The sequence below is a fragment of the Pseudomonas sp. Irchel 3F6 genome (genome assembly GCF_900187595.1).
GTDB classification, from domain to species: domain Bacteria; phylum Pseudomonadota; class Gammaproteobacteria; order Pseudomonadales; family Pseudomonadaceae; genus Aquipseudomonas; species Aquipseudomonas siliginis.
In genome coordinates this window covers 128,026-150,377 of record NZ_FYDP01000001.1, presented here as the reverse complement: position 1 = coordinate 150,377, position 22,352 = coordinate 128,026, and the positions used below count along the sequence as shown (strand labels likewise).

Annotated in this window: 20 protein-coding genes and 4 tRNA genes; 5 read left to right on the top strand and 19 right to left on the bottom strand. The window is 59.1% G+C overall.

Going from position 1 to position 22,352, the window contains the following annotated elements:
• Nucleotides 1–17 precede the first annotated feature (17 nt).
• The 5 genes from CKW30_RS00580 to CKW30_RS00560 form a co-directional block, all read right to left on the bottom strand.
• A complete protein-coding gene (locus CKW30_RS00580) occupies nt 18–1,037 on the bottom strand; it encodes a LacI family DNA-binding transcriptional regulator (protein WP_076567153.1) in 1,020 nt (339 codons plus the stop codon).
• A 3-nt stretch (nt 1,038–1,040) separates the two neighbouring features.
• Nucleotides 1,041–2,018, bottom strand: a complete 978-nt coding sequence (locus tag CKW30_RS00575) for an ABC transporter permease (protein ID WP_016774040.1) — start codon at nt 2,016–2,018, stop codon at nt 1,041–1,043.
• On the bottom strand, nt 2,015–3,568 hold the full coding sequence (locus CKW30_RS00570) for a sugar ABC transporter ATP-binding protein (RefSeq protein WP_095179505.1): 1,554 nt from the start codon (nt 3,566–3,568) through the stop codon (nt 2,015–2,017). Before CKW30_RS00570 ends, CKW30_RS00575 begins: the two co-directional genes overlap by 4 nt.
• 55 nt (nt 3,569–3,623) lie before the next feature.
• Nucleotides 3,624–4,580 (bottom strand): sugar ABC transporter substrate-binding protein, encoded by a 957-nt coding sequence (locus CKW30_RS00565; protein WP_024012403.1) that lies wholly within the window; start codon nt 4,578–4,580, stop codon nt 3,624–3,626.
• Between the two features lie 198 nt (nt 4,581–4,778).
• On the bottom strand, nt 4,779–5,228 hold the full coding sequence (locus tag CKW30_RS00560) for a hypothetical protein (RefSeq protein ID WP_041478549.1): 450 nt from the start codon (nt 5,226–5,228) through the stop codon (nt 4,779–4,781).
• A 336-nt stretch (nt 5,229–5,564) separates the two neighbouring features.
• Here CKW30_RS00560 and CKW30_RS00555 point away from each other — a divergent pair, with 336 nt between their 5' ends.
• From CKW30_RS00555 to CKW30_RS00545, 3 genes are all read left to right on the top strand, one after another.
• Nucleotides 5,565–6,653, top strand: coding sequence for an asparaginase (locus tag CKW30_RS00555; RefSeq protein ID WP_095179504.1), 1,089 nt, complete (start codon nt 5,565–5,567; stop codon nt 6,651–6,653).
• Nucleotides 6,654–6,850: 197 nt separating this feature from the next.
• Entirely contained in the window at nt 6,851–7,120 is a 270-nt protein-coding gene (locus tag CKW30_RS00550) for a DUF1654 domain-containing protein (RefSeq protein ID WP_095179503.1), read from the top strand.
• Between the two features lie 4 nt (nt 7,121–7,124).
• A complete protein-coding gene (locus tag CKW30_RS00545; RefSeq protein WP_041478547.1) occupies nt 7,125–7,814 on the top strand; it encodes an endonuclease in 690 nt (229 codons plus the stop codon).
• Nucleotides 7,815–7,896: 82 nt separating this feature from the next.
• Here the strand turns inward: CKW30_RS00545 and CKW30_RS00540 are convergent, their stop codons facing one another.
• Entirely contained in the window at nt 7,897–8,262 is a 366-nt protein-coding gene (locus CKW30_RS00540) for an SPOR domain-containing protein (RefSeq protein WP_056784413.1), read from the bottom strand.
• A gap of 250 nt (nt 8,263–8,512) precedes the next feature.
• Between CKW30_RS00540 and csrA the strand changes: the two genes are divergently transcribed.
• A complete protein-coding gene (csrA, locus tag CKW30_RS00535) occupies nt 8,513–8,707 on the top strand; it encodes a carbon storage regulator CsrA (protein ID WP_003179932.1) in 195 nt (64 codons plus the stop codon).
• Nucleotides 8,708–8,926: 219 nt separating this feature from the next.
• On the opposite strand, the gene CKW30_RS00530 is transcribed toward csrA, so the two are convergent.
• Together CKW30_RS00530 and CKW30_RS00525 are read right to left on the bottom strand one after the other, a co-directional pair.
• Nucleotides 8,927–9,382 carry a DUF2214 family protein gene (locus CKW30_RS00530; RefSeq protein WP_095179502.1) on the bottom strand — a complete coding sequence of 152 codons (456 nt, stop codon included), beginning with the start codon at nt 9,380–9,382 and terminating at the stop codon, nt 8,927–8,929.
• A gap of 465 nt (nt 9,383–9,847) precedes the next feature.
• Nucleotides 9,848–9,924, bottom strand: a tRNA-Val gene (locus CKW30_RS00525).
• Nucleotides 9,925–10,107: 183 nt separating this feature from the next.
• Here CKW30_RS00525 and CKW30_RS00520 point away from each other — a divergent pair.
• Nucleotides 10,108–11,391, top strand: coding sequence for an FAD-binding oxidoreductase (locus CKW30_RS00520; protein ID WP_041478544.1), 1,284 nt, complete (start codon nt 10,108–10,110; stop codon nt 11,389–11,391).
• 129 nt (nt 11,392–11,520) lie between these two features.
• Here the strand turns inward: CKW30_RS00520 and CKW30_RS00515 are convergent, their stop codons facing one another.
• The 11 genes from CKW30_RS00515 to CKW30_RS00465 form a co-directional block, all read right to left on the bottom strand.
• Nucleotides 11,521–12,492 (bottom strand): XdhC family protein, encoded by a 972-nt coding sequence (locus tag CKW30_RS00515; protein ID WP_095179501.1) that lies wholly within the window; start codon nt 12,490–12,492, stop codon nt 11,521–11,523.
• Between the two features lies 1 nt (nt 12,493).
• Nucleotides 12,494–13,729, bottom strand: a complete 1,236-nt coding sequence (locus tag CKW30_RS00510) for a cytochrome c (protein WP_095179500.1) — start codon at nt 13,727–13,729, stop codon at nt 12,494–12,496.
• 2 nt (nt 13,730–13,731) lie between these two features.
• The gene (locus CKW30_RS00505; RefSeq protein ID WP_016773947.1) at nt 13,732–14,271 is read right to left on the bottom strand and encodes a (2Fe-2S)-binding protein; all 540 of its coding nucleotides are present in this window, start codon (nt 14,269–14,271) and stop codon (nt 13,732–13,734) included.
• Nucleotides 14,264–17,095, bottom strand: a complete 2,832-nt coding sequence (locus CKW30_RS00500; RefSeq protein ID WP_095179499.1) for a xanthine dehydrogenase family protein molybdopterin-binding subunit — start codon at nt 17,093–17,095, stop codon at nt 14,264–14,266. Before CKW30_RS00500 ends, CKW30_RS00505 begins: the two co-directional genes overlap by 8 nt.
• A 476-nt stretch (nt 17,096–17,571) precedes the next feature.
• Nucleotides 17,572–17,648, bottom strand: a tRNA-Asp gene (locus tag CKW30_RS00495).
• 93 nt (nt 17,649–17,741) lie between these two features.
• Nucleotides 17,742–17,818, bottom strand: a tRNA-Asp gene (locus CKW30_RS00490).
• Between the two features lie 55 nt (nt 17,819–17,873).
• Nucleotides 17,874–17,949 (bottom strand) — tRNA-Val (locus CKW30_RS00485).
• A 166-nt stretch (nt 17,950–18,115) separates the two neighbouring features.
• Nucleotides 18,116–18,892 carry an SDR family oxidoreductase gene (locus CKW30_RS00480; protein WP_095179498.1) on the bottom strand — a complete coding sequence of 259 codons (777 nt, stop codon included), beginning with the start codon at nt 18,890–18,892 and terminating at the stop codon, nt 18,116–18,118.
• Nucleotides 18,889–20,100 carry an O-succinylhomoserine sulfhydrylase gene (locus CKW30_RS00475; RefSeq protein WP_056784395.1) on the bottom strand — a complete coding sequence of 404 codons (1,212 nt, stop codon included), beginning with the start codon at nt 20,098–20,100 and terminating at the stop codon, nt 18,889–18,891. The genes CKW30_RS00480 and CKW30_RS00475 overlap by 4 nt, the downstream gene beginning before the upstream one ends.
• Before the next feature lie 71 nt (nt 20,101–20,171).
• On the bottom strand, nt 20,172–21,677 hold the full coding sequence (gene purF / locus CKW30_RS00470; RefSeq protein ID WP_016773943.1) for an amidophosphoribosyltransferase: 1,506 nt from the start codon (nt 21,675–21,677) through the stop codon (nt 20,172–20,174).
• Nucleotides 21,678–21,718: 41 nt separating this feature from the next.
• A complete protein-coding gene (locus CKW30_RS00465) occupies nt 21,719–22,279 on the bottom strand; it encodes a CvpA family protein (RefSeq protein ID WP_016773942.1) in 561 nt (186 codons plus the stop codon).
• Between the last annotated feature and the right edge of the window lie 73 nt (nt 22,280–22,352).

Below are 22,352 nucleotides of genomic sequence, written 5' to 3'. Positions count from 1 at the left end.
TACTCATCAATTCGGTTTCAGCGATATTCGGTGAACACGCCGGACAGCGGCGCGGTCGATTCGCGCAGGACAATGCTCGGGGTCACGATGCGTTGATCGGTGCCCGAATCCGGCGCAGCAATTCTGCGCAACAGCACTTCGGCGGCCATCTCGCCCAGTTGCAGGATCGACTGGCCGACCGTGGTCAGCGCCGGATAGACATAACGGCTCATCTGAATGTCATCGAAGCCGATTACCGACAGCTCGGCCGGCACCCGGACATTACGTTCAGCCGCCGCACGCAGCACACCGATGCCAATCATGTCGTTGCCGGCAAAAATCGCGCTCGGGGGATTGCTTTCGAGCAGCCGGGCTGCGGCGTTGTAACCGCCGGTGCTGGTGAAGTCGCTTTCGAGCATACGCTCCTCGCGCACTTCGATTCCCGCTTCTCGCAGCGCTCGGCAATAACCGGCCTGACGCATTTGCGCCACGCTGGTACTGGCCGGACCGCCAATGGTGGCGATGTCGCGATGCCCCAACTCGAGCAGGTGACGGGTTGCCAGATAAGCGCCGTATTCGTGGTCGATGCGCACCAGATCGGCATTTACACCTTCCAGGCCCCGGTCAACGATGACCATCGGCGTCTTCACGCCTGCCAGCCCTTGCGCCAGACCACTGTCACCGCCGGCGGAGGCGACGATCAAACCGTCGATGCGTTTTTCCAGCAACACGCGCAGATAACTGCGCTGCTTGTCCGGATTGTCGTCGGAGTTACAGAGGATCACGCAGTAACCGTTGCGCTCGCAGTAATCCTCGATTCCGCGCGCCAATTCAGCGAAGTACGGGTTGAGGCTGTTAGGCACCAGCAGGCCGATGGTCGCCGTGGTTTTGGCTTTCAGCGAGCGCGCCACGGCACTGGGAACGTAGTCGAGGCTCTTGATCGCCGCCTCGACTTTGCGCCGCACTTCTTGACTCACCGGGCGGGTGTTGTTCACCACGTGCGACACGGTCGTGTAGGAAATACCCGCGAGCGCCGCTACATCCTTGATCGTTGCCATGGTTCAGCCCCGGCGACTGGCGCGTTGACTGCGATAGGTGTCGAGCACCACAGCGATAACGATTACCGCGCCGGTGATGATGCGCTTGGTCGGCTCCGTCGCACCAATCTGCGCGAGTCCGGCCGCGAGCACGGAAATGATCAACACACCAAAGAAAGTGCTGATCACCGACCCGCGTCCACCCATCAGGCTGGTACCACCGATAACCACCGCCGCGATCACTTGCAGTTCCAGACCCGAACCTGCGTTCGGGTCAGCCGCTTCCAGACGCGAAATCTGAAACAGCGCAGCGATGCCCGCCAGCAGCCCCATCAGGCTGAACACCAGAATCTTGTAGGGCTTGGGATTGATCCCGGCCAGCCGCACGGCTTCTTCGTTGGTGCCGATGCCGATCAGGTAGCGGCCGAAAACCGTGCGGGTCAAAACTGCCTGCGCGATGAAGATCACCAGCAAAGCGATGATGAACGAGGGTGAAATACCGAACGCGATCGGATTCGACAGCCAGGCGAACGCATCGCCGATGTACGCAGTCCGCGACCCGGTCATCTGATACGCCACACCGCGGGCCATTTCCAGCACGCCGAGGGAGACGATGAACGACGGAATCCGCCAGGCCACGGTGATCGAGCCAGTGATGGTCCCGGCCAGCGCCGCCACCGCCATGCCGAGCAGCGCCGCTGGCAAAACGCTCCAGCCCCAGCCGAGAATCGCAACGCTGACCGTCGATGCGGCCAACGCCAGCACCGAGCCGACGGACAAATCGATGCCGCCGATGATCAGCACAAAGGTCATGCCCACGGCCAGCACCATCAGGTCGGGAATCTGGTTGGCCAGGGTACTGAAAGTGTTGTACGAAAGGAAATGGCTGCTCAGAACCGAGAACAGCGCAATCATCGCCAGCAAGGCACCGGCCAGGCCCAGATATGTGCCCAGGCCGAAGAAATTGCCACTACGTTTACTGGCAGAAGATGCAGTTTTCATGGGAGATCCCTAGGCGCTGCCTCATTGAGCAACGCATCACGTTTTTGGTAGCCGGCGAATGCGGCGGCAAGCAAATCATCCTGGGTCCAGCTGTCGCGCTCGAAGGTGTCGATCAGACGCCCCGCCGAAAGCACGCCGATTCGGTCGCAGATCAGCATCAACTCGCGCAAGTCACTGGACACCACCACCAACGCCTTGCCCTGACGGGTCAACTCGCCGAGCAAACCGTAAATGTCGAACTTGGCACCGACATCGATTCCACGAGTCGGCTCGTCGAACAGCAGCACCGAACAGTCGCGCTCCAGCCAGCGACCGATCACGACCTTCTGCTGATTGCCGCCGGACAGCTCCGAAACCAACTGCGTAGGGCTCGAGCTGCGGATGCGCATGGCCTCGATCTGACGCTGCGCCAGGGAAATTTCGTCGCCGTTGTTGACGAAACCACCACTGGAGATTTCCGGCATGTTGCCCAAGGCGATGTTGGCGCTGATCGACTGACTGAGCAGCAGCCCTTCGCCCTTGCGATCCTCGGTGATCAACGCGATGCCATTGCGTACGGCATCGACTGGCGAGCGAACACTCACGACCTTGGCCGGGGAGCCGAGCGCGATGGTGCCGCTGTCGGCAGCATCGGCACCGAATATCAGCCGCAGCAGTTCCGTGCGCCCAGCTCCGATCAATCCGGAAATGCCGAAGATCTCCCCGGCACGCACCTCGAAAGAGACGTCGCGGACTTTGTCAGAACGGGTCAGGCCTTTGACCGTCAACGCCGGAGCGCCGATCTTGCGCGGCCCCATGTCGATGTGTTCGCCCAGTTCGCGACCAACCATCAAGGTGACCAGTTGCTCGCTGTTGTAGTTGGCCATCGGCTCGACGCAGACCAGGTTGCCGTCACGCAGCACGGCAATACGCTGCGCCACCCGCGCCAGTTCTTCGAGACGGTGAGAGATATAGATGATGGAAACGCCGCGGGCCTGCAATCGGCTGATCTGCTCGAAGAGCATTTCGACTTCGCGCGCCGTGAGCATCGCGGTCGGCTCGTCAAGGATCAGCACATGGCAGTCGCCGATCAGGTTGCGCGCGATTTCAACCATCTGCTGATGGCCGATACCGAGTTCGCCAACCAGCGTGTCCGGATCGATCGCATCGAGGCCGACTTGCGCCATGGCTTCGATCGCGGCCTTGCGCAACTGCTTGCGGCTGATCCAGCCAGCGCTGCTCGGCAGATTATCCAGAAAGAGGTTTTCCGCCACCGACAGCGTCGGCAACAGATTGAGTTCTTGCATGACCATGCGCACGCCAAGCTCTTCGGCCTGGGTACGGCTGGCCGGACGATAATCCTTGCCGTGGAATTGCATCTGGCCGGTAGTGGGTGTGACCAGACCGCCAATGATCTTCGACAGGGTACTTTTGCCGGCACCATTTTCGCCAGTCAGCGCCAGTACTTCACCGCGCATCAGCGTCAGATCGATGCCGGTGAGCACCGGTTGCGCATAGGTCTTGCCGATACCGCTGACCGAGAGGACAGCGTTCGGGGCGGAAACTGACATAGAAATCTCCATGCGCTCGCCCGGACGGACGAGCGCCGTTGTGTCGCCAGATGACTTACTGGGTGACCAGCTCGACCGGTGTTTCGATCACGCCGTTGGCACCGCTGTCGACTTTCTCGCCCTTGATGATCTTCAGTGCGGTTTCGATGCCGAACACGGCCTGCTTGGCTGCAAACTGGTCAGCCGTCGCCAGCACACGACCGTCCTTGAGCATTGGCTTGATCGCATTGATGTTGTCGTAACCCACGACTTTTACCTGCCCTGCCTTGCCAGCGGCACGGACTGCGGAAACGGCGCCGACCGCCATGCTGTCGTTACCGGCCAGCAGTGCTTTGACATCCGGGTATTCACTGAGGATCGAAGCCGCAACCTTGTTGCCCTTGTCGATTTCCCAGTCACCGGACTGCAGCGAGACCACTTTGATCTGCGCGGCTTCCATCGCGTCCTTGAAACCGGCCGTGCGCGCCTGCGCGTTGGTGGTGGTGGACACGCCTTCGATGATGCCGACCTCGTCGCCCGCCTTCAGTTGCTTGGCCAGATATTCGCCAACCAGACGTGCACCCTTGCGGTTGTCCGGACCTACGAACGGCACGTTGATGTTCTTGCTTTTGACCACGGCGGGATCAAGCTGGTTGTCGATGTTGATCACCGTGATACCGGCGTCTACGGCCTTCTTGATCACAGGCACCATGGCCTTGGAGTCAGAAGGCGCGATCACCAGTGCATTCACCTTGGCCAGGATCATCTGTTCGACGATGCGAGTCTGGCCGGCAGTGTCGGTTTCGTCCTTGATACCGTTGGAGATCAGATCGAAATCGGCGGAGTGTTCTTTCTGGTACGCCTTGGCGCCGTCTTCCATGGTCAGGAAGAATTCATTGGCCAAAGATTTCATGACCAGCGCGACTTTGGGCTTTTCTGCGGATTCGGCGAACGCCGAGGAGACAGGTAGTGCGGCGGCTGTGGCAGCCAGCATAGCGACAGCAAGAAGACGTGCGGCGAATGGCAGCTTCATGGGTTCACTCCGATCTTATGATTATTGTGAGCAACGTTTGCGCTGACGTAAGCTACGTCACGGCTCCGGAAGCAGATGCCCTTCAAAGCCGCGCAAACGTTTGCGTAGACCGAACTATGAGAATCCCGCTGACATTTGTCAACAATCAGAAATCGTCTTTTGTTGTAGGCCGAATCGCTGAGTCGGCCATCAGACGCTTCAGGCGGTCGTGTTGACCAGGCCACCGCTTGTAGCGCTTTTCGACATCTCCTTGACCAACGCACCCGCCACCTCTGCCAGTGCGGCGCTGGTTTGCGCGATCTGGCCCTGAATCGACATCACTGCCTGGGATTTCGCTTCGGGAGTCGGATAGCTTGCGGCCTGAGCCGCAGCCAGTTGCTGTTGCTGCTCCTGAAGTTGCTTCTGCAGTTCCTTCATCCGCTTGAGCAACGTCTTGACGGTGATGCTGAGATTGCTGTCAGCCTCGGTTTCACTGTTTTCCTGCACAGGCCCGCCACCGGTTCTGACCTGATTCTTCTCAGTCTTTTCGGTACCCAGCGCCTGCGCCGAAGTCTCATTGGTCGCATCGTTCAGGCTGTTGATCGTCGCTGCAGTTTTACCGCCAATGGTGACTGCAGCGGGATTGGCAAAACCGACCGTCAGTGACATGTGAACTCCTAAGATTTGGTTTCCTTGAGGACGCATCGGCCTGAGAGCACATTTCTTTAGCGGGGATTTGTCACCCGCCTGGCTTTTCAGAGATTGCCTATCGGCGAGCCGAACACGAATCCGTCTGTCGTTCGGAATCCCGGATGGATGGATCCTCAACGATGCTCTAGCCCTCGACAAATATTGATTTAAATCATTGGGTTAAACATTTTCCGCCAGCACATTACGCATGGTATGAATCCTGCTCCCGTCCTTGCACCTCGAGCATTCAGATCGGCTTGGGGCGCATCTAGATGAACCTGCATCAGCACCGTCTCACGACTAGAGAGAAAAATAATGAAATCTGCTTTCAATACTTTGATTCCGGGCGCATTGGCCCTCCTCCTGCTCCTGCCTGCTGCCCTTCAGGCAAAAGAAGCCGAAACCCAGACGAAACTGGCCAACGTCGTCGTCCTTGCCACAGGCGGCACCATCGCTGGCGCCGGCGCCAGTGCGGCCAACAGCGCCACTTATCAGGCAGCAAAAGTCGGCATCGAACAACTGATTGCCGGCATTCCCGAGTTGAGCAAACTGGCTAACGTGCGTGGCGAACAAGTCATGCAGATCGCTTCGGAAAGCATCACCAACGACAACCTGCTGCAATTGGGTCGTCGCGTTTCCGAACTGGCTGACAGCAAGGACGTGGACGGCATCGTTATCACCCACGGCACCGACACCCTCGAAGAAACCGCTTACTTCCTGAACCTTGTCGAGAAGACCGACAAGCCGATCATCGTCGTAGGTTCGATGCGTCCGGGCACTGCCATGTCGGCAGACGGCATGCTCAACCTGTACAACGCCGTCGCCGTGGCGAGCAGCAAAGAAGCACGCGGCAAAGGTGTGCTGGTGACCATGAACGACGAGATCCAGTCCGGTCGCGACGTCAGCAAAATGATCAACATCAAGACCGAAGCATTCAAAAGCGCCTGGGGTCCGCTGGGCATGGTGGTCGAAGGCAAATCCTACTGGTTCCGCCTGCCGGCCAAGCGTCACACCATGGATTCGGAATTCGACATCAAGGACATCAAGAGCCTGCCTGACGTAGAAATTGCCTACTCCTACGGCAACGTCAGCGATACCGCCTACAAGGCACTGGCGCAAGCCGGCGCCAAAGCCATCATCCACGCCGGCACTGGCAACGGTTCGGTATCCTCTCGCGTGGTTCCATCCCTGCAAGCCCTGCGCAAGGATGGCGTGCAGATCATTCGCTCGTCCCACGTCAACGCCGGCGGCTTTGTCCTGCGTAACGCCGAACAGCCCGACGACAAATACGACTGGGTTGTCGCTCACGACCTGAACCCGCAGAAAGCCCGCATCCTGGCGATGGTTGCACTGACCAAGACCAACGACAGCAAAGAGCTGCAACGGATGTTCTGGGAATACTGATTGAACATCGCCTGATCACTTCTCGATCGGGCAATTGCGCATCACCTGTCAGCTTGGCAGGTGGTGCCCCGCTTACGCCCTTCCAATACTTTTCCCACAAAAATCTCGACAAGTCCTACACCAAAATCGGAAACCCGCTGTCAGAGGATTTTCTTGAATTTTAAGCAGTTGCGAAATCGCTTACAGTTAAATACTGTATGCACGTACAGCTTAATAAGGATAACCTCGTGGCCACCTCTCCTGCTGCTCCTGACGCTTATGAACGCATGGGTATGCGCGTTCAGAAAATCATCAATTCCCCCACCGCACAAAAAGCCAAAGCCGCACTGATTTTCCGTCTGCCGGATGAGCCGATGGACGACTGGGAGCGCTTGCTCGAGGAAATCGACGAGAACGACAACGTCACCCTCGCCTATCGCGATGACGGTGGCGCGCAGATTTTTTGGGTTGTGCCGAAGGAAGATTGATTCAATGAGTGTCCGCTGTGTTGCTTTGCTGTTGTTGTTTTTCGCCGTGGGCGCCCAGGCTGGCGCCCCACGTACATTTTCCGAAGCCAAGAAAGCTGCATGGAAACTTTATGCGCCGCAGTCCACGGAGTTTTACTGCGGCTGCAAGTACACCGGCAACCGCGTCGATCTCAAGGCTTGCGGCTATGTGCCGCGCAAGAACGCCAAGCGTGCATCGAGGATCGAGTGGGAGCACATCGTGCCAGCGTGGCAGATCGGGCATCAGCGGCAGTGCTGGCAGCAAGGCGGACGCAAAAATTGCACGCGTTACGATCCGGTTTATCAAAAGGCCGAAGCAGATTTGCATAACCTGGTGCCGAGCATTGGCGAGGTCAACGGTGACCGCAGCAACTTCAGCTACGGTTGGTTGCCGGTACAATCGGGCCAGTACGGTTCCTGCCTGACCCAGGTCGACTTCAAGGCCAAGAAGGTCATGCCCCGCCCTTCGATTCGCGGCATGATCGCCCGCACGTATTTTTATATGAGCAAACAATACGGACTGCGCCTGTCGAAGCAGGATCGGCAGTTGTACGAAGCGTGGGACAAGACCTATCCAGTGCAGGACTGGGAACGTCAACGCAACCAGAGCGTGGCGTGCGTGATGGGGCGCGGCAACGAGTTTGTCGGCTCGGTAAATCTGAAAGCCTGCGGCTGATTGCAGCGGAAATAAAAAGGCCTCGAGCGTTATGCTCGAGGCCTTTTTAATGTCTGTTCAGCGTGTTTTGAAGGCGCTTCGCTTATGGCGTTAGCGGATGCTCGATCACCACGGATTCGATATTTTGTTTCTTGGCTTTTACCAGCGCTGCATCGACCTGCACCTTTCGCGCCTCGGCGTCAGCCTGGGAATTGAACGGACCGATCAGAATTCGTGTTTTACCGCTGCCGTCCTTGACGACCGTCGGAACGAAAGCGTGCTCGATCAACCAGCCGCTCAGATCACTGACGGCCTGAGGAGTCTCGCCACGCACTTCCAGATCCCACTGTGGCGCGGCGGCCGCCGGCGCTGCCGCGACCTTTGTCTCAGGCTTGGGCGCATCTACACTCTTGCCTTCACCGCAGCCTGCCAATGCCAGTGCCGCTACCAGCCAAACCAATTTGCGCACAACGCTTTCCTCGGAATTCACAAAGCGGCGATCTTATCATTCATAAATACTTCGCGAGCCCCGCAAAATGGGCACAAAACAACGAGAATGATGATTGCAGCCTCTGTATAGTTACGCCCTGGGAATTAATGCCGCATCTGCGCGTCAGAAAGAGGCACCCAAACCGTGAGACTTCGCACTAATCTATAGATACCACCGACCTCTGCACTGTCTGAATCAGGTGCCCTACAAAGCAATCAAGGAGAAGACCATGCTGATACTCACCCGCAAAGTCGGTGAAAGCATAAACATTGGTGATGACATCACGATCACCATCCTCGGAGTCAGCGGCCAACAAGTCCGCATCGGCATCAACGCTCCGAAAAACGTGGCAGTGCACCGTGAAGAAATTTACCAACGCATCCAGGCCGGCCTGACCGCTCCGGACAAGCCGCAAACGCCCTGAGCCACTTTGCATTACGTAGCCAGTCCCTTTGCCCCCGCGCAAGACTGGCTAAAGATTCACGCGCCGTTTAGCCATCCGCATTTCACCCCGCTGGGCACGGCGCCTGAAGCATGCTGACTCCTTTCACTTGCCCCTCCCTCCTTTCTTACGCCGATATTACCTTTCACTCCTGGAGCTGGCTGTCGGACGTTTCCGATAGAGCACGGCGAATTTCGCCTTCTAAGCGAATATCACGCCACGCGCCATGCCTGTCGCCGCGACCATCATCAGGATCAGCAGCAGCGCTTCAACATGACTGATTCGCGCGTACAACTTCGCACGCCCGGCTTCAGGCGCTACCCCGCGCGACGATGCGATGCGCCATTTGATCAGCGTGATCATCGGTGCAAGCTCCATCAGTAGTATCAGCAAGAACAGCGTCATCTTCAGATGAAACAGCGGCTGATGCAGGTAATAGTCGGAGGCTTTCTCGTAACCACCAAATGCGCGCATCGCTCCGGTAATAAGCAGCGTAAAAGCTGAAAGCCCCCAGAGGTTATCCGCGAGCAGCACGCGCTTGAGCTCTCCCGTACCCGCCGAGAGTTTTCGGAAAGCTGTGCCGCGCGTCAGCGCCGCCCAGAAAGCCAAGGCAAACGCGAATAGATGAATAGCGGCAAGGACCCACTGACTCAGCATCGACGCACTCCCTTACAAAGAGTTGAAAATCGGCCAGTCAGTAGTAGACGAAAAAACCGCGCCTCGCTTGGAGGTGATGGAGGGATAGGCGCTCAAAAGCCAAATCGCAGGCAAAAAAAATCCCAAGCAGCTGATGGAAGCTTGGGATTTAACAATGCATAAACCGTGGTGGTGAACGCGGAACGGATGTTACTTAAATTCCCAACATGCAACAAGGCTTTTTCGATAACCGGTTGGAGAAAAAGAGCTGTAAGCCTTTGGATATTCAGGTGTTTTCAACTACGAAATGTAAGAAGAACGCACCAAAATGGCGCTTGATCGCTTTGCGCTAACAGTAATGAATGGAGAGCTGAACAGAGCGAAGCGGAAATGACCGGAAACAAGCGTTGCGCAAATCGCAGACAACAAAAAAGGGCCCACCTTTCGGTGAGCCCTTCCAGACCGCCCAGCAGAGCGGATTTTGTTTGGTAGGCGCGATTGGACTCGAACCAACGACCCCCACCATGTCAAGGTGGTGCTCTAACCAACTGAGCTACGTGCCTGCTGTGAGGCGGCATTCTACGGAATTCCGGAGGGGTGTCAACACCTTTTTTTCACCTAACCCTATGAATATGCAAAATATTTAATTTCGCCTCAGCGACGAAGATTTTGCGGTGGCTGGCGGAGGTTTTTCAACTCGGGTAGGATCGGCACACTCGTAAAATATATTAAACAGAGGCGGCAGGATGGCGAACACCCAATACCCAGAGTCTTATTACGCTGCGTCGGCCAATGCCGTACCACCACGCCCTGTGCTGCAGGATGATGTGGAGACGGACGTCTGTGTGATCGGCGCCGGGTATACCGGGCTGTCGTCCGCCCTGTTCCTGTTGGAGAACGGTTTTCGCGTAACCGTGCTGGAAGCGGCGAAAGTCGGTTTTGGCGCCTCGGGCCGAAACGGCGGGCAGATCGTCAACAGCTATAGCCGCGACATTGATGTCATCGAACGCACGGTCGGCCCCAAGCAGGCGCAACTGCTCGGCGAAATGGCCTTTGAAGGCGGCCGGATCATTCGCGAGCGCGTGGCCAGATACAACATCCAGTGCGACCTGAAAGATGGCGGTGTATTCGCCGCCCTTTCCGCCAAACAAATGGGCCACCTGGAATCGCAAAAGCGCCTGTGGGAACGCTTTGGCCACACCCAGCTGGAATTGATGGACCAACGCCGCATCCGTGAAGTAGTGGGTTGCGATCAATACGTCGGTGGCATGCTCGATATGAGCGGCGGCCACATCCATCCGCTGAATCTGGCGCTCGGTGAAGCAGCGGCAGTCGAGTCTCTCGGCGGCACCATCTATGAGCAATCACCTGCCGTGCGCATCGAGCGCGGGGCCAATCCGGTTGTGCATACGCCGCAGGGCAAGGTCAGGGCCAGGTTCATCATCGTTGCCGGCAACGCCTACCTAGGTAATCTGGTGCCGGAACTGGCGGCCAAATCGATGCCGTGTGGCACTCAGGTGATCACCACCGAGCCCTTGGGTGATGAGCTGGCGAAAGCATTGCTGCCGCAGGATTACTGCGTGGAGGATTGCAACTATCTACTCGACTACTATCGCCTGACCGCCGACAAACGCCTGATCTTCGGCGGCGGTGTAGTCTATGGCGCTCGCGATCCGGCGAACATCGAAGCGATCATCCGCCCGAAAATGCTCAAGGCTTTCCCGCAACTCAAGGACGTGAAGATCGACTACGCCTGGACCGGCAACTTCCTGCTGACCCTTTCGCGCTTACCGCAGGTCGGGCGCCTGGGCGACAACATCTATTACTCGCAGGGCTGCAGCGGACACGGCGTCACCTACACGCACCTGGCCGGCAAAGTCCTCGCCGAAGCGTTGCGCGGTCAGGCCGAGCGTTTCGATGCCTTTGCCGACCTGCCCCACTACCCCTTCCCCGGCGGGCAACTGCTACGCACACCGTTTGCCGCGCTGGGCGCCTGGTATTACGGGCTGCGCGATAAGTACGGCCTATAAACACCATTGTGGCGAGGGGATTTATCCCCGTTGGGGGTGCGAAGCGCCCCCTCTTGAGCAGGAGGGGACTGCTGCGCAGTCCAACGGGGATAAATCCCCTCGCCACAGTAGATTCAGCAAGGCTTAGGATCAGAGCTGATCCCGAGCTATCCCGCTGCGAATCCGCAGGATATCCGCCAGCACCGCCAGCGCAATTTCCGCCGGGGTCTTGCTGCCGAGGTTGAGGCCGATCGGCGCATGAATCCGCGCCAGCTGCGCCTCGCTCAAACCACCAATGCGACGTAAGCGCTCAAAGCGTTTTTGCGACGTCTGCAGCGATCCCATCACACCGATGTAAAACGCCTTGGTGCGCACCGCCTCCATAATCGCCAGATCATCGATACGCGGATCGTGGGTCAACGCCACTACCGCCGTATCGCGATGACAACCACCGTCGGCAATAAACACCGAAGGCAACTGCCGACGGATTTCCACGCCATTGAGCACCACACCTTCCAGCACCTCCTCGCGCGGATCGCAGAGAATCACTTCGAAGCCAAGTCCTACCGCGAACTCGGCACAGACCTGCGCCACACTGGAGTAGCCGGCGAGCAACAAGCGCTGTGCTGCACCGATACGGATGCGCACCCGATCAATCTCACGCTCGATCCGTGCACCCTGCTCGCGATCAGCCAACAGAACGCGAGCACCGCTGGCCAGATCGACTTCGCGAAGCAGACGACGCTGACCCAGCAGCGCTGATTCCAGTTCACGCAGATGCGCCTGCACCGCGCAGTCGGCGTCAAGTTTTTCCACCAACACATCGAGAATGCCACCGCAAGGCAGACTGACCCGCGAGCGCGGATCATCGCCTTCGCCGTAACGCACGACGCTGACTGCTTCGAGAAACGCACCTTCGGCAACGCGCTGAAGAAAATCCTCCTCAACGCAACCGCCCGACAGCGAACCGATCCACTGCCCGCTTTCGTTCACCGCGAGCAGCGAACCCGGCGCGCGCGGTGCCGAGCCGTAAGTGGTCAGCACCGTGCACAGCCAGATTCGCTGCCCGGCCACCGACCATTCCAGCGCCTTATGCACCACTTGCAGATCGAGATGCTGCATATCAGTGGGCCTTGTGCTCGACGCTCGGCGCGTCGGCTTGCAGCTTCTGCACTTCACTTACTGCCAGCTCAGCGCTCTGGCCGCCCCAACCCTGACGCAGGTAGTTGAGCAGATCAGTCAATTGCTCAGGACTGAGCTTTTCAGCAAAACCCGGCATCGGCTGCATGTGCTCGAACCCGGAGAACTTCTGTTCGCCGATGCCGTCATCGATCACTCGCAACAGGTTGCGCGGATCTTCCAGACGCAACGTGGTGTTGCCGCGCATGGCCACTGCGATGTGCGGTTTGCCTTCACCGCCAGCCGCGTGACAACCGGCGCAGACGTTCAGATATTCCTGACGGCCGCGCTGAGCACTCGCGCTGAGCTTGTCCAGCGGTACTTCGACGAGCTCTTTGGCTGGTGGCGGTTGCTCGCCAAGCAGGAACGTCGCCATTGCCGCCAGATCAGCATCGCTCAGACCTTGAGTGCTGTTGTGAAACACCGGGAACATTTCGTTGAACATCGTTCCTTGCGCGCTCATGCCATGCTTCAGAAACGTGCTCAGATCCTGCTGATTCCAGCCGCGCGCGGCCAGGTCGGTGGCCAGCAGGCTCGGCGCGAGATAACCATTGAGAATGCCGCCGGTCATGCGCTTGTCCATTTGCATCGCGCCCGGCAGGCCACGTGGCGTGTGGCATTCACCGCAGTGGCCGAGGACATCGACCATATACTGGCCGCGCTTCCACGCCGCACTTTTGCCTTCGGCCGGCTCCAGCTTGACGTCTTTACCGTAGAGCATGTTCCAGCCGGTCAGGCCCAGACGCACGTTGAACGGAAAGCTCAGGCTGGTCACCGGCGCGGCGCGTTCGATCGGCTCGATGGTTTTCAGATACGCGTGAATCGCATCGGAATCGGCGCGCGGCATCAGGTGATACGAAGTGTACGGCATCGCCGGATACAGATTCGCACCGTCGCGCCGTTTGCCTTCGGTCAGCGCAGCGAAGAACTCGTCATCGTTGTACAGACCGATGCCGTGCTCTTTGCTCGGGGTGATGTTGGTGCCGTAGATCGTGCCGAACGGCGACACGATCGGCAGGCCGCCGGCATAGGGCGCGCCACCCGGTGCGGTGTGGCAGGCCATGCAGTCAGCGGCGCGGGCGAGGTATTCGCCGCGCTTGACCTGATCATCGGCGTGGACCGCCAAAAACGGCGCAGCCAGTCCGACCGCAAAAGTCAGGCGGGTCAGTAAACGCTTCATGCTCAACCCTCCTTGACCAGACCAAGATCGGTCAGCACGTTGCGCGTGGCGTTGTAATAACGCACGTACCCGGTGCAGCGGCAGACGTGATGGCCGAGGCTGTCCTCGATCACCTGTTCCAGCTGACTTTTGACGATCGGCTGGCGCTGCAGCTTCTCGACCAACACCGTCGCGGCGTTGACGAAGCCTGGCGCGCAGTAGCTGCACTGGAAGGCAAACTCGTCGACAAAGCGCTGCTGGATCGGATTGAGCTCAGTGACCTGGCCCTGCTCGTCGCGAGTGGCGTGGCCTTCGATGGTGCGGACTTTCTTGCCCTCGAAGTAGTGCGCGCCGGTGATGCAGGTGCGCACTTCTTCGCTGGTACCGTCGGGGTTATCGACGATCACCACGCAGGCGTGGCAGATCCCCTGACCGCAGCCCAGCCGCGAGCCGGTGAGGTTTTTGTATTCGTGCAGATAGTCGATCATCGGCAGGTCATCAGGGATGTCCACCGGGCCGACGGATTGACCATTGAGGGTCAGTTGAAGCGGACGGTTAGCCATTGAGGGCCTCCTTGATGCGCGCAGCAGTGATGGGCAGGTCGCGAACACGTTTGCCGATGGCGTGCGCCACGGCGTTACCGATGGCACCGACAATCGGGATCATCACCACTTCGGCGATGCCCTTGGACGGATCGCTCGGCGACAGCGGCGGCAGGATCTCCGCAGTCTGCTTCCACACCGCTACGTGACGGGCCATCGGCAGACGGTAACGGTTGAAGTTCCAGTCACCCTCCCCCGGCCCGCCTTCGTACAGCGGCATCTCTTCCATCAAGGCGTGGCCGATGCCCATGGCGATACCGCCTTCGAGCTGGCCCTTGACCAACTCTTCAACCAACACGCGCCCGCACTCGATCCAAGAATGGTGGTTGAGCACCTGAACCTCCGCCGAGCCTTTGTTGACCTTCAGCTCGACCAACGTGGCGACCGGGCTGTAATAGGTCACGGCAGCGTTGTTCAACTGGACTACCGGGTAGTTGACGTTCTGCCGATCAAGCAAGTGGAAGCCGGCGCTGTTCATCTGCGCTTTCTTCGCTTGTGGCGCGCCATCGCCGTATTTCACCGCCAGACCGTCGAGCGGCAAGCGCTCGCGCACGCCGTCGATGCTGTATTCGGCTTCGGCCCAGCTCCAACGGTTGAAACCGTGCACCGTGGCGCCCGTCACCAGCCCGCGTTCGTGGGCGCGCTTGGCCAGCTCCTCGAAACTCAGCGGCTGCATACCGTTGGCGGTCAGCTTGCCATCGACCCAATGCGCATCTTCGCGGCGCACCACGTAAGGGTTGGCCTGACCGCCGTACGGCCCCTGACGCCATATCTCCAGCGCCGCCGGCCACAAACCATGGTTGAACAGCACCCGCGCCGCTTCACGGGTTGCATGGCTGAAGTAATAGGCGGAGTTGGTCGCCGAAGACGCCGACGCCAGCTTGCCGACCCAGCGCGGATTACGCAGCAGATTGTCCTGTTCGGCCTGACTCATGATGTACGGGTTGCCGCTGGTGATCAGCTGCATTTCCTGCCACTCGGTTTCTCCGGTCTTCACATCATGCGCCGGGCTGCCGAGGAAATCGGCGACGACCAAGGCTTGCGAAGTGGACATGCCGGTGCCGATTTCGATACCGATATGGCGCAGGGTGATGCGCCCGTCAGCGGTGAATTCGATGCTGGCCATCGGTGCTTCGGAGCCGGTACCGAAGTCTTTCTGGCAAATGGCGAAACCGACGCCGTACCAGTTATCCGGGTCTGCCGCTTCACGTTGTTGCTTGATCGTGTCGCGGTTTTTCCAGACTTCGTGCACCGAGGCCTTGTCGAGAATTTCGTGCAGGCGCAATGCACCGGCCGGGATTGCGCCCTGGGTATTTTTCATACCGGAACGCAGGGCATTCCTGCGGCGCAAATCGATGGCGTCGACACCCAGACGATCGGCGATCTCGTCGACCATCATTTCGGTCGCCGCCATGCTTTGCAGGGTGCCGTAACCGCGCATCGAACCCGCTTCGACTGCGCGCGAGTGATAGGCGGTGACCTGCAGATCGTTCTGCGGCATGTAGTAGATCGACTGCGCAGCCGTGGCGCCAACCGCTGCCACCGATGGGCTGTAGTTGACCCGACCGCCGCCGTCGACGCTCATTTCCGCGCGGAAAATCTTGAAGGTGTAGTCATTCTTGTCCACGGCCAACTGGTAGCGGATGTCGAACGGGTGACGCTTGATGCCGCTCTGGAATTGCTCATAGCGGTCGTTGGCCAGACGCACCGGCACACCGGCGCCGTACAGCGCGGCCAGGGCTGCATAGTAGACAAAAATGTTGTGGTCTTTGGAGCCATAGCCGACGGTATAGCCCGGATGCATGTTCAGGTTGGCCAGGCCGAAACGCGACGGCCCGATCATCTTCGCAGTCTCGGTCGCGACTTCCAGCGGGCACTGCGTCGCCACGACGAAATGCAGGGTTTTGGTTTTCGGGTCGTACCAGCCGTTGCCGTTGTCCGGCTCGAGGGCGGCCGGTTCGATCGACGGCGTCTTGTAGCGCTCATCGAACACCAGCCAGTTGTCTGGCGGCGTGTCGATCTCCTGCTTCATGCGGTCGGCGTAGAACAGACCGCGCTCGGTGAGGTTGCCATGCAGGTTCGGCGATGCGTTCCACACTGGACGGCGGTTCTTCAGCATCGGGAACAGAATCGAATCCTTGAGGCTGGCGAACTCGTCTTCATCCGCCGAGGTCGCGCCACCGACGCGCACATAGCGGAAGCTGCCGTAGGGATCACCTTCGTAGAACGGCACTTTGGCGCCGTAACGAATCGCTTTGTCATTGAATTTGAGTTGGTTCTTGGCCCGACGGAAACGCTCGAAATCGTTCCAGATCAGGATCGCCACCGGGTGACCGATGAACATCGGCACCTTGCCTTCGGGCAGCAATGGATCAGGCGCGTGCTCTTCGGGGAAGTGGATACCGTCCTTGTCCAGATCGGCAGCGGTGACGATGCGGTCCGGCTGCAGATCCGCGCCGAGCCACGACAGGTCGTAGCCTGCGTAGATACGATTGGCCTTGATGGTTTTCAGCAGCATGGCGTGGCCTTGTTGCTCAGGCCAGCCAGGCATGTCCTTGGCGCGGATGTCGCGGGCAAACACCTTGCCGCCGCAGACCTTGGACATGGCATCGTTGCGTTGACGGGCCTTGCCGTTAGTGCCGAGCCATTTCTCGGACGGCACGGTGACGCTGTTTTCCATCAAGGCAGCCAGCGCCTGACTGCTGAGCGGCGTAAGCGTAACGCTCACACCCGCCACCAGCCCGCCCTGGAGGAACGAGCGCCGGGATATTTCACGGTTGGACATGGATCATCCTCTGGGCGGTTATAGGTCCGCCCTTGTGGTTATCTACTGGGGATCTCGAGTCGTGCAGAAGCTCTTTCTGGCGAAGCAAAGAGCTGTGTTGACAGTGCAAAGCTGACCGAAAGGTTAACTTTAAAGGTTTCTGCGCCCACAGCAAACAACCAGTTACAAAAACCTGACTAAATAATCAAAAAATCAATGCGACGTAGCACCGCAGAAGGCTTGCAGAGATTCTTGTAGGAGCTGTCGAGTCAAAAGAGGCTGCGATCTTCTGATCTTGCTTTTTTAGAATCAAGATCAAAAGATCGCAGCGTGCCGCAGCTCCTACAGGACGAATTGCGTAGGAGTTCGAGAGAGGAATAGCTAAATTTCAGACACAAAAAACCCCGGTCTTTCGACCAGGGTCTTTGCTATCGATCCGATTCAGCCAATGGCTTATGTCGGCGCTTCAAGGCGTTCAGTGGTCCTTGAAACAGATATGGCGCAGCGGACGGGACTCGAACCCGCGACCCCCGGCGTGACAGGCCGGTATTCTAACCGACTGAACTACCGCTGCGTATCGCTTTGAGCTTGCGCTCAAGTAACTCGTTTTGATTGCCGGCTTCGGTGCCTTGCAATCGCGAACCAGATGAATCTGACTCGTAAAATATGGCGCAGCGGACGGGACTCGAACCCGCGACCCCCGGCGTGACAGGCCGGTATTCTAACCGACTGAACTACCGCTGCGCGTCGGTGCAGGCACTTTCAGCCTACTCTCTTGCTTGCGCAAGCTTCTCGGTAGTGGTGGGTGATGACGGGATCGAACCGCCGACATTCTGCTTGTAAGGCAGACGCTCTCCCAGCTGAGCTAATCACCCGTTTGCATCTCCGAGGCCGCGAAATTTACGCAGGTGGCGAAGCTAAGTCAATAGCAGGATTGGAGTTTTTCTGAAAAAGACGAAATTGCTTCATTCCTGAAGAAGCCATCGACCGATGGACCGCATTCGCCAGCAGGCTCGCTCCCACAGGACGCGGCTTCGCTTGTTATTCCGTGTAGATCATCTTCTTGGTCATGCCGCCATCGACGACGAATTCCTGCCCGGTGACAAATACCGCATTGCGCGACAGCAACCACGCCACCATCGCCGCCACGTCTTCGACCGTCCCCACCCTGCCCGCCGGATGCTGGGCGTGATCGGCATCGGCCAACGGTTCGGCGCGACGCACCGAGGGATCACGCGCATCGATCCAGCCCGGACTGACCGCATTCACGCGGATTTCCGGTCCAAGGCTGATTGCCAGCGCATGGGTCAGCGCCAACAGCCCACCCTTGCTCGCCGCATACGCCTCGGAGTCCGCCTCCGACTGTCGCGCACGGGTCGAGGCCAGATTGACGATCGAACCGTTGTGCGCACGCAGATAAGGCGCACAGTGCTTGGCCAGCAACATCGGCCCGCTCAGATTCACCGCCAGCACTCGATTCCAATAGGCGAGATCGAGGCTTTCCAGAGTAATGTTGTGCGGATCGGCCACCGCCGCGTTGCAGACCAGCGCATCAAGGCGACCAAACTGCCCCAGCACCTCGGCCACGCCCAGTGCGACCTGATTTTCCTCGGCGACGTCCATGGCGATGAACCAGGCATTCTCGCCCAGCACCTTCGCCACTTTCGAACCACGCACCCGATCAAGATCGGTCAGCACTACCTGCCAGCCTTCGCTGATCAGCCAAGCGGCGATTCCGAGGCCGATACCGCGTGCAGCGCCAGTGACCAGCGCCACGCGGCCATGGGTATTGGCTGCCGGTGTGGACAACTCGATCACAATGCCGCCAGACCGCGCGCCAGGTCAGCCTGCAGGTCAGCGACATCTTCCAGACCAACCGCGACGCGGATCAGACTGTCGCGAATCCCCGCTGCTTCACGCTCCTGCGGCGCCAGACGGCCGTGGGAGGTGGTGCTTGGATGGGTGATCGTGGTTTTGCTGTCGCCGAGGTTGGCGGTGATCGAAATCAACCGAGTAGCATCGATAAAGCGCCAGGCGCCTTCTTTGCCGCCCTTGACCTCGAAGCTGACCACCGCACCAAAACCCTTCTGCTGGCGCTGGGCCAACTCGTGCTGCGGATGGCTCTTGAGGCCGGCGTAATGGACTTTCTCGATGCCGTCCTGCTGCTCCAGCCATTCGGCCAGCGCCTGAGCGTTGGCGCAATGCGCTTTCATGCGCAGGTTGAGGGTCTCGAGGCCTTTGAGGAAGATCCACGCGTTGAACGGGCTGAGGGTCGGCCCGGCGGTCCGCAGGAAACCCACCACTTCTTTCATCTGTTCACCGCGACCGGCGACAACGCCGCCCATGCAGCGGCCCTGACCGTCGATGAACTTGGTCGCCGAGTGCACGACAATATCCGCGCCGAGCTTCAGCGGCTGCTGCAACGCCGGGGTGCAGAAGCAGTTGTCGACCACCAGCTGCGCGCCCTTGGCATGCGCGATTTCTGCCAGCGCGGCGATATCCACCAGCTCGGCCAACGGGTTGGACGGCGATTCGACAAAAAGCAGCTTGGTGTTGGACTTGATCGCCGCGTCCCAGGCCGACAGATCGGCCAGCGGGACGTAATCGACTGCGACGCCGAAGCGTTTGAAGTATTTCTCGAAGAGGCTGATGGTCGAGCCGAACACGCTGCGCGACACCAGCACATGATCGCCAGCACTGCACAGGCTCATCACCACCGCCATGATCGCGGCCATGCCGGTTGCCGTGGCGACGGCTTGCTCGGCGCCCTCCAGCGCGGCAATGCGTTCTTCAAACGCGCGCACGGTCGGGTTGGTGTAGCGCGAATAGACGTTGCCAGGCACTTCGCCGGCAAAGCGCGCCGCTGCATCGGCAGCGGTGCGGAATACGTAACTGGAGGTGAAGAACATCGGGTCACCGTGTTCGCCTTCCGGCGTGCGGTGCTGACCGGCACGGACGGCCAGGGTATCGAACGCTACGCCTTCGAGGTCGCTGTCCAGCCGACCGGCATCCCATTCCTGACTCATGCTGTCTCTCCTTGCTGTTCTCAAACAATAAATATCAGATACAAAACCGGCCCCTCAGGGCCGTTGGAAACTCAGTTGTTGTACAGATCGATGATCGCACTGACTGCCTGGGTCTTGACCTTCGAGGCATCGTTGCGCGCCTGCTCGATCTTGTTCAGGTAAGCCTCGTCGACGTCACCGGTCACGTACTTGCCGTCGAACACTGCGCAATCGAAGTGCTCGATCTTGATCTTGCCGCCGCCGACCGCTTCGATCAAGTCAGGCAGGTCCTGATAGATCAGCCAGTCTGCACCGATCAGGTCGGCCACGTCCTGAGTCGAACGGTTGTGCGCGATCAGTTCGTGGGCGCTCGGCATGTCGATACCGTACACGTTCGGGAAGCGCACCGCAGGTGCCGCCGAGCAGAAGTAGACGTTTTTCGCGCCAGCTTCGCGGGCCATCTGGATGATCTGCTTGCAGGTGGTGCCGCGCACGATCGAGTCATCGACCAGCATGACGTTCTTGCCACGGAATTCCAGCTCGATGGCATTGAGCTTCTGGCGTACCGACTTCTTGCGCGCAGCCTGGCCGGGCATGATGAAGGTGCGACCGATGTAACGGTTCTTGACGAAACCTTCGCGGAATTTCACGCCCAGGTGATTGGCCAGCTCCAGCGCTGCGGTACGGCTGGTGTCCGGAATCGGGATGACCACGTCGATATCGTGCTCAGGGCGCTCGCGCAGGATCTTCTCGGCAAGCTTCTCGCCCATGCGCAGACGCGCCTTGTAAACCGACACGCCGTCGATGATCGAGTCCGGACGCGCCAGGTAGACGTGTTCGAAAATGCACGGGGTCAGCGACGGGTTGGTTGCGCACTGACGGGTGTGCAGCTTGCCGTCTTCAGTGATGTAGACCGCTTCACCCGGGGCCAGGTCGCGAATCAGGGTAAAACCGAGCACGTCCAGCGAAACGCTTTCCGAGGCGATCATGTACTCGACGCCTTCGTCGGTGTGTCGCTGGCCAAACACGATCGGGCGGATGCCGTGCGGATCGCGGAAACCGACGATGCCGTAACCGGTGACCATCGCCACAACGGCGTAACCACCAACGCAACGGTTGTGCACGTCGGTCACGGCGGCGAACACGTCTTCTTCGGTCGGCTGCAGCTTGCCGCGCTGGGCCAGCTCGTGGGCGAATACGTTGAGCAGCACTTCCGAATCGGAACTGGTGTTGACGTGACGCAGATCGGATTCGTAAATCTCTTTGGCCAACTGTTCAACGTTGGTCAGGTTACCGTTATGCGCCAGTGTGATGCCGTACGGCGAGTTGACGTAGAACGGCTGGGCTTCGGCCGACGTCGAGCTGCCGGCAGTCGGGTAACGGACGTGGCCGATACCCATGTGGCCGACCAGACGCTGCATGTGACGCTGCTGGAACACGTCACGCACCAGGCCATTATCCTTGCGCAGGAACAACCGGCCATCATGGCTGGTCACGATACCGGCAGCGTCCTGGCCGCGGTGCTGGAGCACGGTTAGCGCGTCATACAGCGCCTGATTGACGTTCGACTTACCGACGATACCGACGATGCCACACATGCGACGCAACCCCTACTTAATGGATCTGAACTGAGCAACACTCACTGAGGCGTTTTCGCCGTCGGCAAGAGCTGCTCCTTGAACGGAATCTCAGCGGGTACGCTGATTCCGCTGGCAAGCCACTGACTGCTCCACCCCAGTATCAGGTTTTTGGACCAGTCGGCGACCAATAGAAACTTGGGCACGAGCTGTGATTCTTTCCACCACCCGTCCTGCTGTACCGGCCCCAGGCTCAACAGCCCGACCGCCACGACCACCAGCAACACGCCACGCGCTGCGCCGAAGGCCATGCCGAGGAATCGATCGGTCCCGGACAACCCGGTGACGCGAACCAACTCGCCGATAAGATAATTGATCATTGCGCCCACGATCAGTGTGGCGACAAACATGATGGCACAGCCCGCGATCACGCGAGCCGATGGGGTTTCGATGTATCCGGCGAGGTACTCGGACAGTGAGCCACCAAACATCCAGGCAACCGCTCCTGCGATGATCCAGGTCAGCAGCGATAAAGCTTCCTTTACGAAGCCGCGGCTCAGACTGATCAAAGCGGAGATGGCGATGATTGCAACGATCGCCCAGTCAACCCAGGTAAATGGCACAGTGCAGCCTACAGACGGATAAGGCGGCACATTTTAGCAGAGCGCATGGCTGTCGGTAAGCTGCGATTGTCAG

Excerpts from the sequence above, each read along its gene's own strand:
- CKW30_RS00500 (WP_095179499.1), bottom strand. The coding sequence starts at position 17,095 with ATGTCCAACCGTGAAATATCCCGGCGCTCGTTCCTCCAGGGCGGGCTG.
- CKW30_RS00510 (WP_095179500.1), bottom strand. The coding sequence starts at position 13,729 with ATGAAGCGTTTACTGACCCGCCTGACTTTTGCGGTCGGACTGGCTGCG.
- CKW30_RS00515 (WP_095179501.1), bottom strand. The coding sequence starts at position 12,492 with ATGCAGCATCTCGATCTGCAAGTGGTGCATAAGGCGCTGGAATGGTCG.
- CKW30_RS00580 (WP_076567153.1), bottom strand. The coding sequence starts at position 1,037 with ATGGCAACGATCAAGGATGTAGCGGCGCTCGCGGGTATTTCCTACACG.
- CKW30_RS00545 (WP_041478547.1), top strand. The coding sequence starts at position 7,125 with ATGAGTGTCCGCTGTGTTGCTTTGCTGTTGTTGTTTTTCGCCGTGGGC.
- CKW30_RS00505 (WP_016773947.1), bottom strand. The coding sequence starts at position 14,271 with ATGGCTAACCGTCCGCTTCAACTGACCCTCAATGGTCAATCCGTCGGC.
- CKW30_RS00555 (WP_095179504.1), top strand. The coding sequence starts at position 5,565 with ATGAAATCTGCTTTCAATACTTTGATTCCGGGCGCATTGGCCCTCCTC.
- CKW30_RS00570 (WP_095179505.1), bottom strand. The coding sequence starts at position 3,568 with ATGTCAGTTTCCGCCCCGAACGCTGTCCTCTCGGTCAGCGGTATCGGC.
- purF (WP_016773943.1), bottom strand. The coding sequence starts at position 21,677 with ATGTGTGGCATCGTCGGTATCGTCGGTAAGTCGAACGTCAATCAGGCG.
- CKW30_RS00560 (WP_041478549.1), bottom strand. The coding sequence starts at position 5,228 with ATGTCACTGACGGTCGGTTTTGCCAATCCCGCTGCAGTCACCATTGGC.
- CKW30_RS00530 (WP_095179502.1), bottom strand. The coding sequence starts at position 9,382 with ATGCTGAGTCAGTGGGTCCTTGCCGCTATTCATCTATTCGCGTTTGCC.
- CKW30_RS00520 (WP_041478544.1), top strand. The coding sequence starts at position 10,108 with ATGGCGAACACCCAATACCCAGAGTCTTATTACGCTGCGTCGGCCAAT.
- CKW30_RS00550 (WP_095179503.1), top strand. The coding sequence starts at position 6,851 with ATGCACGTACAGCTTAATAAGGATAACCTCGTGGCCACCTCTCCTGCT.
- CKW30_RS00475 (WP_056784395.1), bottom strand. The coding sequence starts at position 20,100 with ATGAGTCAGGAATGGGATGCCGGTCGGCTGGACAGCGACCTCGAAGGC.
- CKW30_RS00565 (WP_024012403.1), bottom strand. The coding sequence starts at position 4,580 with ATGAAGCTGCCATTCGCCGCACGTCTTCTTGCTGTCGCTATGCTGGCT.
- csrA (WP_003179932.1), top strand. The coding sequence starts at position 8,513 with ATGCTGATACTCACCCGCAAAGTCGGTGAAAGCATAAACATTGGTGAT.
- CKW30_RS00575 (WP_016774040.1), bottom strand. The coding sequence starts at position 2,018 with ATGAAAACTGCATCTTCTGCCAGTAAACGTAGTGGCAATTTCTTCGGC.